The organism is Microbacterium sp. NPDC007973, assembly GCF_042958465.1.
In the GTDB taxonomy this organism is placed as follows: Bacteria; Actinomycetota; Actinomycetes; order Actinomycetales; family Microbacteriaceae; genus Microbacterium; species Microbacterium galbum.
Genome location: NZ_JBIBJJ010000004.1, coordinates 257,587 through 270,373, shown reverse-complemented (window position 1 = coordinate 270,373; position 12,787 = coordinate 257,587). Strand labels below are relative to the sequence as shown.

The following is a 12,787-nucleotide window of genomic DNA, read 5'->3' as shown; positions in this document are numbered from 1 at the left end:
GATCCGTCACATCCGGAGGAGACCCCTATGACCGCGCCCATCGCCGACCTGGCGAGCTACATCGACCACACGCTGCTCAAGCCCGAGGCCACCCGTGCCGACGTCGAGCGCATCATCGCCGAGGGCGCCGAGCTCGGAACCTACAGCGTGTGCCTCTCGCCGTCGTTCCTCCCGGTCCAGCTGCCGGAGGGTCTCAAACTGGCCGTCGTGTGCGGGTTCCCCAGCGGCAAGCACCACGCCGAGGTCAAGGCCGCCGAGGCGGCGCTGTCGGTCGCCCAGGGCGCGCACGAGATCGACATGGTCATCGACATCGGCGCCGCCATCGAGGGGCGTTACGAGGTCGTCGAGGCCGAGATCCGCGCCGTCCGCGCCGCGGCGCCGGCGCCCACCGTCCTGAAGGTCATCATCGAGTCCGCCGCCCTGTCGGACGAGGCGATCGTGGCCGTGTGCGAGGCCGCGGTCGCGGCGGGAGCCGATTTCGTCAAGACCTCGACGGGCTTCCACCCCGCCGGCGGGGCGACCGTTCACGCGGTGCAGCTGATGAAGCGCACGGTCGGAGACCGCGCCGAAGTCAAGGCCTCCGGCGGCGTCCGCACGCGCGCCGCGGCCGAAGAGATGATCGCCGCGGGCGCCTCGCGTCTCGGCCTGTCGTCGAGCCGCGACATCCTCGCCGACCGCTCCGCGACGGGCGACTACTGACCGCGTACCGCGAGGGCCGCTGGAGCATGTAAGATCGATGATCGTGCACGCGACAGCGCGCACATGCCGCCTTAGCTCAGACGGCAGAGCGATTCACTCGTAATGAATAGGTCAAGGGTTCGATTCCCTTAGGCGGCTCCGAAGGCCCCCACCCGCTTCCACCGGGTGGGGGCCTTTCTTCGTCGTCGAGACGAGTGCGCGTCGGCTGTGGGCGTGCGGCCGTATGGTCGGCGCAGGGGTGACACGCCCCGAAGGGGGCACCGTGACCGCACTCGTCTCTGACGCGAGGGGTCTGCGTCGCGTCATCCGTCTGTGTCTCGGCGTGGTCATCGCGGGTCTCGTGGTCAGCGGCGTGACCGCGTTCCCGCTGCGGGAGGAACTCGCCCTCGCTCGAGAGGCCCTGCGATTCACGGGTGTCGCGGCTTTCGCTCCCGCCTTCACGGGCTGGGTGGACCGGGTGGGGGAGGGGTTGGATGCCACGGCTGCGGCGTTCCCGTTCATCGCTTACGGCACCGATTGGCTGGCGTTCGCGCACCTGCTCATCGCCGTCGCATTCGTGGGGCCGCTCTTGGACCCCGTCCGCAACGTCTGGGTCACGGTATGGGGGCTGATCGCGTGCGCCGGCATCGTGCCCCTCGCCCTCATCGCGGGGGCGCTTCGCGGGCTGCCGCTCGGCTGGCAGCTGATCGACATCTCGTTCGGCCTGGTGGCCGCCGTACCGCTCATCGTCGCCTTCGTCGCCACGCGCCGTCTCGAGGCCCTGGAAGGCCGAAGAGCGCCCGTCACGGGCCGATAGGCTGGAGAGCCGTTCCGCGTCCGCGTGACGGCGTCGTCAGCCTGCAGGAGCACCCGTGTCGAACGCCCTCGATGCCCTCATCGAGATCTTCACGTGGGTCGGGCTGGGCGGGGGGCTCGTCCTGGCCTTCGCGGCGGTGGTCCTCCTCCTGCTCGACGGCACGTGGTCTCCGGCTCGGGCCGTGGTCGAACCGGTCGACGGCGGACGTGTCGTGCGCTGGTTCGACGACGGCGGCGGCGTCAACGAGGCGCCCCTGTCGGCGCACGACGACGCGAAGATCGGCGCGGCCGACATGGCCGACATCTTCTACCGCCGCGGTGCGTCGCACCGCATGCGGCTCACGCGGTCCTCGCCCGTGGTGCGGTTCCTCTCGCTGCTCTCCGCCGGCGTCCTGACACTGGGCGCGGTGGCGTTCGTCGTCTCGATCGTGCTGCTGTTCGCCCGCGGGTGACCCGACTCCTCCCCGGAGCCCGGTCATCGGGCGCGTCCCAGGACCACCCGCGGATGACGCGACCCCTCCGGGAGGCCCGGCGACCCGGGCTCGTTCCGTGACCGCCCGCGCCCGGCCTCGCCCGCCCTCGCCCGCCCTCGCCCGGCCGTGGCCGGCCGCGCCCGCCCGCGCCCGTCGGCAGCTCGCGCCGCACCTCACGGAGCCACGCCGCACGCGATCCGCGGCCAGCCCGACGCGCGTAGGCTCGCCTCATGAGCCGCGCCCTGTTCATCGTCGACGTCCAGAACGATTTCACCGAGCGCGGGGCGCTGGGCGTGCAGGGTGGCGACGAGGTCGCCGCCCGCATCTCGCGCTATCTCGGGGCGCACGCCGATGACTACGCGGTGGTGGTGGCCTCGCGCGACTGGCACCACGGCGACGACGACAACGGCGGGCACTTCTCCGCGACCCCCGACTTCGTCGACACCTGGCCGGTGCACTGCGTGGGCGGCACGTACGGCGCCGACTACGACGAGGTGTTCGACACCGAACGCGTCACCCACCACCTGAAGAAGGGGCAGGGCAAGCCCGCATACTCGCTGTTCGAGGGGGTGTCCGACGACGGCGAGACCGCCGCGCAGATTCTCGAGTCGCACGGCATCCGCGACATCGACATCGTCGGCATCGCGACCGATTACTGCGTCCGCGCCTCCGCTCTCGACGCGGTCTCGGCGGGTCGCGGCGTGCGGGTGCTCACCGACCTGATCGCCGGGGTGCACCCCGATTCGAGTGCCGAGGCCCTCCGCGAGATCGAGGCCGCCGGCGCGGTGCTGGCCCGCTCAGTCGACTGAATCTTCGCGGACGACGGGTTCGTCGTCGTCGGCGCGGGGGACCGTCAGGGTCACCGTCGTGCCCTTGCCCGGGGTGCTCGTGAGGCGCAGGCTCCCCCCGTGCTCGGCGACGACGCGGTGCACGCTCGACAGGCCGATCCCCTGGCCGCCGTCCGTCGTGACAGCGAAACGCCCTCTGCTGCCTTCCTCGACGATCGTCGCGAGATCGTCGGGATGGATGCCACGACCGTGGTCGCGCACGCGGACGGCCGCGCCCTCGTCGGTCTCGAAGGCGTCGAGCTCGATGACGTCGTCGGAGTACTTCGCCGCGTTCTCGAGCACGTTGGCGATCGCGCGTCGCAGTCCCAACACGTCGGCGCGGACGGGGATGGCATCCATGGTGCCGAACCGGACGCGGCCGAGCTCGCCCGGGAGCACGAGGGCGACGGCGCCGCGCGCGACGAGATCGAGGGTCGCCCGGCGGCGACCGCGCTCGGCGGACGAGGTGACGTCGGCCATGAGCGCCTGGGCCATGGCGACGATGTGGTCGCTCGCGTCACCGGCGAGGCGCAGGAGGCGGTGATCCGGCGGCAGTTCCTCGGCGATGAGGTCGAGGTAGCCGCGGAGCGCGGTGACGGGGGAGAGCAGGTCGTGAGCGAAGGTCCTCTGAAGGGAGGCGCGCTCGTCGGCGGCCTGCTTCTCGCTCGTGAGGTCGCGCACGATCTTGACGAAACCGAGCACCTGACCCTGGTCGCTGCGGATGGCCGAGATGGTCACGCGCGCCCAGAATTCGGTGCCGTCACTGCGGACGCGCCATCCCGTGTCCTCGACGTGGCCGTCACGCTGAGCGGCGGCGAGCAACTGATCGGGAACGCCGCGTCGCTGCGCCTCCTCGCGGTAGAAACGCGAGAAGTGGGAGCCGAGGATCTCGTCCTCGGTGTAGCCCTTGATGCGCTCCGCGCCGAGATTCCACCCGCGGACGAAGCCGCCGCTGTCGAGCTTGACGATCGCGAAGAGGTCGACCTGCTCGTCCCAGTCGCGCGGGATCGAGCGACGGATGCTCGTCAGCGGGTGGTCGGGGATCACCCCCGGGGTGGCGGGCAGGGTCGGCGGCTCATCGGGCACGGTGCTCATGCGGCACGGAACCGGGTGCGGATGCTTGCTGAAGGCATGGCTCGATCATGCCCGTCACCGGCCGGGAGAGACAGCGATTGACATCCACTCGCCGACTCCGCCCGATCACGACACGGTCACGAGGGTGCGCTGCCATCCGCTCGAGCCGTCGGGCGCGATGGGAGCCTGCTCCTGGATCTGCACGTTGCCCTGCTTGTCGGTCGCGCGCACGGCGATGTAGTGGCTGCCGGCTTCGGCGGTCCACTCGAGGCGCCATTGCACCCACGACTGATCGTTGATCGGCGTCGACAGCTGCGTCTCCTGCCAGTCGCCGTTGTCGATCTGCACCTCGACCTTCTGCACGCCGATGGGCTGGGCCCACGCCATCCCCGCGATGACCACGGTGCCGGCGGGCACGGGCGCGCCGATCTTGGGCGTGTCCACGCGCGACGACATCTTGATGGGCGCCTGCGCCGCATAGCCGCGGGGCGTCCAGTACGCCTCGTCCTTGTCGAAGCGGGTCACCGTCAGCTTCGTGACCCACTTCGTCGCCGAGACGTAGCCGTAGAGGCCCGGCACCACCATGCGCACGGGGAAGCCGTGCTCGAACGGCAGGGGCTCGCCGTTCATGGCGACCGCGAAGATGGCGTCGAGGTTGTCGTCGGTCAGCGAGCTGAGGGGAGTGGATGCCGTGTACCCGTCGACGCTCTCGGAGAGCACCATGTCGGCGTCCGACTGGACGCCCGCCATACGCAGCACGTCGCGGATCGGAACGCCGGTCCAGATCGCATTGCCGACGAGGTTTCCGCCGACCTCGTTCGAGACACAAGTCAGGGTGACGCCGTACTCGTTCAGGCCCATGTTCACGAGGTCGTCGAAGCTGAGCTCGACGGGGGTGTCGACCATGCCGTCGATCTGCAGGCGCCAGGTGGTGGGGTCGACGTTGGGAACGGTCAGAGCGGTGTCCACGCGGTAGAAGTCGCTGTTGGGCGTGATGATCGGGCTCAGTCCATCGATCTCCCAGTTCGCGCCCTCGGGCACGGTGACCGTGGTGCGCGGCGCGGGCAGGCGCAGGGCGTCGCGCGCGGCGGCGACGGAGGAGGTCGTGGCGTTGAGGATGCGGGAGCCCACACCCACGACGACGGCGCCGACGGCGGTCAATCCGGTGAGCAGGAGGAACTGACGACGCCCGGCGCGCACCCCGTCGAGGTCGCGGTCATCGGCCGCGGCGACCCAGCGCTTCAGGCGGGCGATCGTGAGGATGAGGATGACGACACCCGCCACCGTGCCGAGCACCGGCGGCAGCCACGCGAGGGCTCCGGCGCCCGTGCGCGTGATGATCGCGGCGGTGGCGAGTGCGCCGCCGATCCCGAGCAGCACGGCGCCCACCGGCCGGAACCGGTACTGCAGCACCCCGGCCACGGCGGCGGCGACGGCCGCACCGAGGCCGACGCCCACGAGCAGCGCGATCTTGTCGGTCTCGCCGAACAGCGTGATCGCGAGCTCCTTCAGGGGGCGCGGCACGATGTCGACGATGAACGAGCCGACGGCCAGCACGGGGCTCGCGGAGCGCGCCACGAGGGCGGCGAACAGTTCGGCGACCGCCAGCAGCGTCGCCGCCGACACGATTCCGGCCAGGGCGGCCCAGATCCAGGCGTGGGGCCGGCGCACCCTCGTGGTCTCGACGGTGCGTGCCGTGGTGTCGGTGGTCATGGCGTCCTCGTTTCCGGCGCCGCGCACGCGCGAGCCTGCCTCGTCCTTTGTTCGGAGCGGGAGCGGGATCGGATGCCGCCGGGGCCGGATGCCGTCAGGGCGACGGCGTCGACGTCGTCCGTGCGGGGGCGAGGGTGAAAGCGACCACCCCGGTGACGATCAGCACCATCGCGACGACGAGCCCGGGGGAGATCTGCTCGCCGAGGAGGGGGACAGCGACGAGGGCGGTCAGCACGGGACTCAGGGCCCCGGCGGCGGCGGGGATGCTGCTGCCGAGGTTCTTCACCGCGACGACGTAGCAGGCGGTCGAGAGGAGCCCCGTTCCCACGCCCTGCACGAGGGCGTAGGCCACCCAGGCGGAGACGTCGACGCGTCCGTCGAACAGGTGCGACGGCATCGCACCGGTGGCGGTGAGCGCGAGAGCGGCGACGAGCGACACGACGGAGACGAGGGCGATGACCCCGACCGGGTCGAGTCGCGTCCGCGCCAGCCCCAGGGTGTAGGCCGCCCACACGAGACCGGCCGCGAGCAGAACCGCGATGCCCCCGGCATCCGCCACCCCTCCCATGAGGACGGCGCTCGCCGCGACTCCCGCGACGATCGCCGCGAGTGCGATGAGTCGGGTTCGTGACACCGTCGTCCGCCGGTGCAGGAAGAGCAGGATCGTCACGAAGAGGGGGACCGTCCCGGGGACGAGGAGGCCGGTCAGGGCGGCTGAGGTGAGGTGCGCGCCCCAGGCGAAGAGGACAAAGTGCGGCAGCCCCGCGAGCAGGACGAGGGCGATCACCGTCGCGGGCTCGCCGCGGAGGCGGCGGAGCGTGCGGGGGATCCAGGGGGAGAGCACGAGGGCGGGGACGCCGAATCGCACGGTCGCCGCGTCGCCGATGCTCATCCCCGTCGCCTCGAGCGCCCGTGTCGACAGCGCGAACGACGACCACAGGCAGACGACGGCGGCCACGGCCGCGATCCCGACCACAGTACGTCGCGAAAGCGCCGACGGGCGGGGCAGGGCGAAGGTGGTCACCTTGCGAGCGTAGAAACATCATGGGCGCAGAGGATTGCGAAAATTGCTCGTACCGGGTCTCATTTGGCAGAATCTGCCGGATGGACGCCCTCGACGAGATCGACCGCCTCATTCTCTCCGAGTTACAGGGCGACGGCCGCCTCACCAATCAAGACCTGGCGGACAGGGTCGGCCTCTCGCCCTCGCCGTGTTTGCGTCGCGTGCGCCGGCTCGAGGAGGCGGGGGTCATCTCGGGCTACCGCGCGGTCGTGTCGCCGAAGGCCGTCGATCTCGAGATCACGGCGTTCGTCCGCCTGCGGTTGGCCTCGCACGAAGGGGCGACGGTGGATGCCGTGGAGGAGCGACTGCGCGCGATCCCGTCGATCGTCGAGGCTCACCTGCTCGCCGGCGACTGGGATTACCTCGTCCGCATCGTCACACCGACCTTCGAGGCGTACGAACGCCTGCTGCGTGAGCACCTGCGCGCGATCCCCTCCCTCTCGTCGATCGACACCACGTTCGCCTTCGGCGTCACCAAGCCGCTCTCGCCGCTCCCCGTCGGGGGTGCGCGCTCGTCCGACGGCCGCTGACGCGCGCCTCGCTACGATGTGACGATCCGCCCGAGCGCCACCAGGGCCCTGACCCTCTGAGAGGAGCCCCGCGACGTGGACGACCTCGCGCGCTGGACGGCGGCCCTGACCACGATGGTCGGTCTTGGGGTGACCCTGGGCCTCAACCCGGCGCTCTATGCCGCGACGGCGGATGCCCTCGCGCAGAACACCCGGGTCGGCGCCCGCGTCGGGTGGATGGTCGCGGGTCTCGCGACCGGCGCCACCGTGCTCTACCTCCTGCTGCAGAGTTTCGACCCGACCGAGTTCGTCGCGGCGGCGGAACGCGGCACGACCGACGCGGTGCTCGATCGCCGGGTCGACCTCGCGGCCGGTGCGGTGTTCCTCGCCGGCGCGGTCGCCGTGGGGATCTGGAGGGTCCGACGACCCGCGCGCTCACCGCACCGCACGACCGCGTCGTCGCACGCCCATGGTTGGAGCTCGTTCGTGCTGGGAGTCAGCTGCTCGATCGTGGGATTCACCACGCTGCCGATCATGTACATGACGGGCCGCGTGGCCGATGGGGTCAGCGATCACCCGCTCCTGCGGTGGCTGGCGTACGCCGTGTTCCTCGCGGCGCTCGCCGCACCCTTCGTCCTGCTTGCGGCGGCATGGACGCGTTTTCCCACGACGGCGGCGCGGGTGAACGGCGTCTACGTGCGGCTCATCGAGAAGGACCACCGCGTGCTGTACGCGGTGGTCCTCCTCATCGCGGGCGTGGCCTGCGTCATCCTGGGGGTGATCCCCGGGCGGTGAGGCGCTGTCAGCGCGCGCGGCGCTGCTTCGCGAGCTTCGCCACCACCCGGCGACGCACCTTCTGCACCTTCGGGTCGGTCCACACGCGGTAGGCCACGGTCCCGGCGGCGACCGCGCGTCCGATCGCCGTCCGCGCGATCACCGCTCCGGCCAGTCCCACGGCCCCGGTCCCGATCCATCGTGCAACACCCATGGCGCCTCCTTCAGTCAGCTGGAGTCCCAGCCAACGCGACGAACCGAGGGATGCCATGCCGCTTGCGCCGCGGACGACGGTGTGCTGTGCGCTCAGGCGATGCGCTCGCCCACGCCGGCGGCGAAGGGCTCGAGGGCCTCGATCACGTCGTCCGACAGCGGCGTGGTGCTGGCCGCGACGGCGTCGTCGATCTGACTCGTGCGCGAGGCGCCGATGATGGCGGTGGTGACGACCGGGTCGCGCAGCACCCACGCCACGGCGAGCTGGGGGATCGACAGCCCTGCCTCGCGCGCGACGCCGTCGATGCCGCGGATGCGCTCGAGGTAGTCGTCGGTCAGCGCCGATGCGTCGAGGAAGCGGCTGTCGGCCGCACGCGAGTCGGCGGGCACGGTGCCGTCGAGGTACTTGGCGGTCAGCAGGCCCTGCGCCAGAGGCGAGAACACCGCGCTCCCCACGGCGAGCCCGCGCAGCGTCGGGAAGAGCTCCGCTTCGGGGGTCCGGTCGAACAGCGAGTACCGCGGCTGGTGGATGAACAGGCGCACGCCCTCGGCCGCGAGCAGCTCATGCGCGCGACGGGTGAGGTCGGCGGGGTAGTTCGAGATGCCGGCGTACAGGGCCTTCCCGCTGCGGACGATGTCGGCAAGGGTGTGCACGGTCTCTTCGATCGGCGTGTCGGGATCGACGCGGTGCGAGTAGAAGACGTCGACGTAGTCGGTGCGCATGCGCGTGAGGCTCTGCTCGAGGGAGCGCATCAGATACTTGCGCGAACCGCCGTCGCCGTAGGGCCCGGGCCACATGTCGTAGCCGGCCTTCGTCGACAGGAACAGCTCGTCGCGGTAGCGCCGCAGGTCGCTGTCGAGCACCGTGCCGAACGTGGCCTCGGCGGCGCCGTAGGGCGGGCCGTAGTTGTTGGCGAGGTCGATGTGCACGACGCCGCGGTCGACCGCGTGCCGCAGGATCGCGCGCTGGCTGTCGAGCGTGCGCCCGGTGCCGAAGTTCTGCCACAGGCCGAGCGAGATGCGGGGGAGGGGGATGCCGCTGGCGCCGGCGCGCTGGAACGGCACGTCGTCGTAGCGGGTCGCGGCGGCGTCGAAGGGCGAGACGAGGCGGGGGTCATCGGCGGCGATGGGCATGGGACTGCTGCTCCTCGGAACGGGGAAGGGATCGTTCCGACTCTGCCACGGCATCCGCGTTCGCGACGGAACCGGCTCCGCGTGGGGCGATCGAAGACGGGTCGGGATGCCGTGGCCTCCCGACCCGTCGCGGAATCAGCCCGCGAGCTCCTCGCGCAGGAGTGCGGCTCCCGCGGTCAGCGCGCTGACCTTGTCGAAGGCGACGCGGCGCGGTAGCGGCGCCATGCCGCAGTTGGAGCTGGGGATGAGCTTGTCGGCATCCACGAACTCCAGGGCGCGGCGGAGGGTGTCGGCGACCTCTTCGGGCGTCTCGATGCGCTCGCTGGCGACGTCGAGGGCGCCGAGCATGACCTTCTTGCCGCGGACCAGCTCGACGAGATCGATCGGCACGTTCGAGTGGTGGCTCTCGAGCGAGACGATGTCGATGCTCGAGCGCTGCAGCAGGGGGAACGACTCCTCGTACTGGCGCCACTCGGAACCGAGCGTGGCCTTCCAGTCGGTGTTCGCCTTGATGCCGTATCCGTAGCAGATGTGCACGGCCGTCTCGGCGCGCAGTCCCTCGGCGGCGCGCTCGAGGGCGGCGACACCCCAGTCCTTCATCTCGTCGAAGAAGACGTTGAAGGCCGGCTCGTCGAACTGGATGATGTCGACGCCGGCGGCCTCGAGCTCGCGCGCCTCGTCGTTCAGGATGGTGGCGAACTCCCACGCGAGCTTCTCGCGGCTGCCGTAGTAGCGGTCGGAGAGGGTGTCGATCATCGTCATGGGACCGGGCAGAGCCCACTTGATCGGCCGGTCGGTCTGCGCGCGCAGGAACGCGGCATCCTCCACGAAGACCGGACCGCGACGGCTCACGGCGCCGACGACGGTCGGAACGCTCGCGTCGTAGCGGTTGCGGATGCGCACCGTCTCGCGGTTCTCGAAGTCCACGCCGTCGAGGTTCTCGATGAACGTGGTCACGAAGTGCTGGCGCGTCTGCTCTCCGTCGCTGATGATGTCGAGGCCGCGGCGCTCCTGCTCCTGCACCGCCGAGCGGAGGGCGTCGTGCTTGCCCTCGACGAGGACGTCGCCCTCGAGTTCCCACGGTGACCAGAGCACCTCGGGCTTGGCGAGCCAAGCGGGTTTCGGGAGGCTGCCGACGGTCGAGGTGGGCAGGAGCGTGGTCACGGCGGCGGATCCTTCGGTGGTCATCGGACGGGTGCGGCGTAGTCGGCGGCCCACGCGTCGAGGATGTGACGGTGGGGCTTCACGAAGTGCTCCTCGGCGTAGCGGCCCTGCGTCACGGCGAGCTGGCTGCGCTCCTCGCGGTCGTAGTCGATGCCGGTGCGCACGAAGTCGGGCTCGTCGAGGGTCGGGCGGTACACCTCGCCCGCGGGGCTGACGGCGTTGTAGATCTCCGGGCGGTAGATCTTCTGGAACGTCTCCATCGTGGCGATCGTGCCCGCGAGCTGCAGGTCGGAGTACTCCGCAGTCAGGTCGTCGCGGAAGTAGAACGCCAGCGGTGCCACGCTGCCGCGCGGCATGAAGTACCGCACCTGCAGGCCCATACGGCCGAAGTAGTCGTCGGTCAGCGAGAAGGAGTCCTGCTCGTACTCGACGCCGAGCACGGGGTGCACGACCCCCGTGCGCCGGTAGGTGCGGCTCGTCGAGACGCTGATGCAGATCACCGGAGCCTGTGCGAAGCGCTCGCGGTAGGCGTCGGAGTCGAGGAAGTGCTGGAAGATCTTCCCGTGCAGGATGCCGAAGTCCTCCGGCACCGTGAACCCGGCGCCGCCGGCATTCGCCGCAGGCAGGACGACGCTGAAGTCGTAGTCGCGGAGGTACGACGAGAAGTTGTTGCCGACGATGCCGCGGTGGCGCTCGCCGGTACGCGTGTCAACGATGCTCACGTCGAGCACCTCGATGACGGGGAACTCCTCGTCATCGGCCCCGTCTGCGAAGCGCAGGTGCACCGAGACGATGTCGAGCTCGACGCGGTACCGGTCGGCCTCGCCGGGCACGAGCTCGTTCAGACGGTGGTTCATCATCGACAGGGCGTTGCGGAGGTTCTGCTGTCGGCCCTCACCCCGCGCGAGGTTGGCGAAGTTCGTCGTGACGCGCGAGGACTCGGCCGGAGCGTAGTCCTCGTCGAAACGGGTGGTGGTGATGCTGAACGCGATGTCGTTCGCCATGACGGGCCAATCGGGTGCGGGGGCCGGATGAGCCCGCGGACGGTGGTGTCCTCCATCGTGCGCCGACCCCCGGGTCATCGGGTAATTCCCGTCGACTATGCACTGATATAGCTTGTACCTATGGCAAAACGCGCGAGCGGGATCACCCTGCAGCAGCTGCAGTACTTCATCGAGGTCGCGGCCGAGGGGTCCATCTCCGCCGCCGCCGATCTGCTCTACGTGGCACAGCCCACCATGTCGGCCGCGATGAAAGACCTCGAGACGCGGGTCGGCCGCGACCTGCTCACGCGCTCGGCCCGGGGAATCACACTGACCAACGACGGCGTGGAGTTCCTCGGCTACGCCCGGCAGGTGGTGGAGCAGGCCGAGCTCCTCGAGCAGCGCTACCTCGGCCGCCCTCCCTCCCGGCGCCTGCTGGGCGTCTCGGCGCAGCACTACTCGTTCGTCGTCGACGCGTTCGTGCGCATGGTGAAGGCGACGGATGCCGCCGAGTACGAGTTCTCCCTCCGCGAGACGCGCACGTTCGACATCATCGAAGATGTCCGGACCCTCCGCAGCGAGCTCGGCATCCTGTTCCGCAACGACTTCAACCGCAACGTGCTCGACAAGCTGCTGCGCGACTCGGGACTGGCCTTCCATCCGCTGTTCGTCGCGGCTCCCCACATCTTCGTCTCGCGCCGCAACCCCCTGGCATCCCGTTCGCGCGCGACCCTCGACGACCTCGTCGACCTCCCGCGCCTGACCTTCGACCAGGGCGCGAACAACTCCTTCTACTTCGCCGAGGAGATCCTCTCGACGCTGTCGAGCCGGCAGGAGATCCGCGTGTCCGACCGCGCGACCATCTTCAACCTCATGATCGGTCTCGACGGCTACACGATCTCGACCGGCATCATCAGCGACGATCTCGATCCCGAGATCGTCGCCGTGCCCCTCGACGTCGACGAGCAGATCGAGATCGGCTGGATCGACCGCACCGCCATCCCCCTCACCGAGCAGGCGCAGCGTTACCTCGGCGAGGTGCGCGCGGTCGTCGCGGAGTTCGGGGTGGAGCTGCTCGACTGAGAGGCGGGCTTCGGCTGGCGCCGCATGCGGGAGGACCTCCGCGCCGGGACGCCGGTTGTGCGGGAAGTGGTCGAGGCGGGCGAATCTCCGCTCCTGCGGGATCGATGAGATGGGTGATCCGTCGCGGCGCGCCTCCTCATTCAGGCGCATGTGCAGCTCGTGCCCAGCGCGGGAGAGTGGACAGGCTCGCTGGCTTCACCTTCGCATGACGCAGCACGCATTCCGTGCACCGCATGGTCCTCCGGTGCTTCTCTGAGCGCGTGGACGGCTCGACGTCGTCCGC

Annotated in this window: 14 protein-coding genes and 1 tRNA gene; 8 read left to right on the top strand and 7 right to left on the bottom strand. The window is 70.3% G+C overall.

Going from position 1 to position 12,787, the window contains the following annotated elements:
- Nucleotides 1-27 precede the first annotated feature (27 nt).
- The 5 genes from deoC to ACFZA2_RS14005 all read left to right on the top strand — a co-directional run bounded on the left by deoC (nucleotide 28) and on the right by ACFZA2_RS14005 (nucleotide 2,776).
- Entirely contained in the window at nucleotides 28-699 is a 672-nt protein-coding gene (gene deoC / locus ACFZA2_RS14025) for a deoxyribose-phosphate aldolase (protein WP_315994850.1), read from the top strand.
- A gap of 65 nt (nucleotides 700-764) precedes the next feature.
- Nucleotides 765-837: transfer RNA gene (locus ACFZA2_RS14020), tRNA-Thr, on the top strand.
- Between the two features lie 124 nt (nucleotides 838-961).
- Nucleotides 962-1,495 carry a hypothetical protein gene (locus ACFZA2_RS14015; RefSeq protein ID WP_391405968.1) on the top strand — a complete coding sequence of 178 codons (534 nt, stop codon included), beginning with the start codon at nucleotides 962-964 and terminating at the stop codon, nucleotides 1,493-1,495.
- Nucleotides 1,496-1,550: 55 nt separating this feature from the next.
- Complete coding sequence (locus ACFZA2_RS14010) at nucleotides 1,551-1,946, top strand: hypothetical protein (RefSeq protein ID WP_315994848.1); 396 nt, start codon at nucleotides 1,551-1,553, stop codon at nucleotides 1,944-1,946.
- Nucleotides 1,947-2,197: 251 nt separating this feature from the next.
- Nucleotides 2,198-2,776, top strand: coding sequence for an isochorismatase family protein (locus ACFZA2_RS14005; RefSeq protein ID WP_391405965.1), 579 nt, complete (start codon nucleotides 2,198-2,200; stop codon nucleotides 2,774-2,776).
- Here ACFZA2_RS14005 and ACFZA2_RS14000 read toward each other — a convergent pair.
- The 3 genes from ACFZA2_RS14000 to ACFZA2_RS13990 form a co-directional block, all read right to left on the bottom strand.
- Entirely contained in the window at nucleotides 2,765-3,889 is a 1,125-nt protein-coding gene (locus tag ACFZA2_RS14000) for an ATP-binding protein (protein WP_391405963.1), read from the bottom strand. The two genes, ACFZA2_RS14005 and ACFZA2_RS14000, sit on opposite strands and share 12 nt — an antisense overlap.
- Nucleotides 3,890-3,994: 105 nt before the next feature.
- A complete protein-coding gene (locus ACFZA2_RS13995; RefSeq protein ID WP_391405960.1) occupies nucleotides 3,995-5,581 on the bottom strand; it encodes a molybdopterin-dependent oxidoreductase in 1,587 nt (528 codons plus the stop codon).
- Between the two features lie 94 nt (nucleotides 5,582-5,675).
- Nucleotides 5,676-6,605, bottom strand: coding sequence for a DMT family transporter (locus tag ACFZA2_RS13990; protein WP_391405957.1), 930 nt, complete (start codon nucleotides 6,603-6,605; stop codon nucleotides 5,676-5,678).
- An 80-nt stretch (nucleotides 6,606-6,685) separates the two neighbouring features.
- On the opposite strand from ACFZA2_RS13990, the gene ACFZA2_RS13985 reads away from it, so the two are divergent.
- Nucleotides 6,686-7,174: an Lrp/AsnC family transcriptional regulator gene (locus tag ACFZA2_RS13985; protein WP_391405954.1), complete on the top strand. Its 489-nt coding sequence runs from the start codon at nucleotides 6,686-6,688 to the stop codon at nucleotides 7,172-7,174.
- 75 nt (nucleotides 7,175-7,249) lie between these two features.
- On the top strand, nucleotides 7,250-7,948 hold the full coding sequence (locus tag ACFZA2_RS13980; protein ID WP_391405951.1) for a hypothetical protein: 699 nt from the start codon (nucleotides 7,250-7,252) through the stop codon (nucleotides 7,946-7,948).
- A gap of 7 nt (nucleotides 7,949-7,955) precedes the next feature.
- Here ACFZA2_RS13980 and ACFZA2_RS13975 read toward each other — a convergent pair whose 3' ends face one another.
- The 4 genes from ACFZA2_RS13975 to ACFZA2_RS13960 all read right to left on the bottom strand — a co-directional run bounded on the left by ACFZA2_RS13975 (nucleotide 7,956) and on the right by ACFZA2_RS13960 (nucleotide 11,442).
- Nucleotides 7,956-8,141 carry a hypothetical protein gene (locus tag ACFZA2_RS13975; protein WP_136586667.1) on the bottom strand — a complete coding sequence of 62 codons (186 nt, stop codon included), beginning with the start codon at nucleotides 8,139-8,141 and terminating at the stop codon, nucleotides 7,956-7,958.
- A 92-nt stretch (nucleotides 8,142-8,233) separates the two neighbouring features.
- Nucleotides 8,234-9,274 (bottom strand): aldo/keto reductase, encoded by a 1,041-nt coding sequence (locus tag ACFZA2_RS13970; protein ID WP_391405947.1) that lies wholly within the window; start codon nucleotides 9,272-9,274, stop codon nucleotides 8,234-8,236.
- A gap of 135 nt (nucleotides 9,275-9,409) precedes the next feature.
- The gene (locus ACFZA2_RS13965) at nucleotides 9,410-10,438 is read right to left on the bottom strand and encodes a methionine synthase (protein ID WP_315994840.1); all 1,029 of its coding nucleotides are present in this window, start codon (nucleotides 10,436-10,438) and stop codon (nucleotides 9,410-9,412) included.
- A 20-nt stretch (nucleotides 10,439-10,458) separates the two neighbouring features.
- Nucleotides 10,459-11,442: a putative oxygenase MesX gene (locus ACFZA2_RS13960; RefSeq protein WP_391405943.1), complete on the bottom strand. Its 984-nt coding sequence runs from the start codon at nucleotides 11,440-11,442 to the stop codon at nucleotides 10,459-10,461.
- A gap of 120 nt (nucleotides 11,443-11,562) precedes the next feature.
- Between ACFZA2_RS13960 and ACFZA2_RS13955 the strand changes: the two genes are divergently transcribed.
- Nucleotides 11,563-12,504 carry a LysR family transcriptional regulator gene (locus ACFZA2_RS13955; RefSeq protein ID WP_391405940.1) on the top strand — a complete coding sequence of 314 codons (942 nt, stop codon included), beginning with the start codon at nucleotides 11,563-11,565 and terminating at the stop codon, nucleotides 12,502-12,504.
- Nucleotides 12,505-12,787 lie beyond the last annotated feature (283 nt).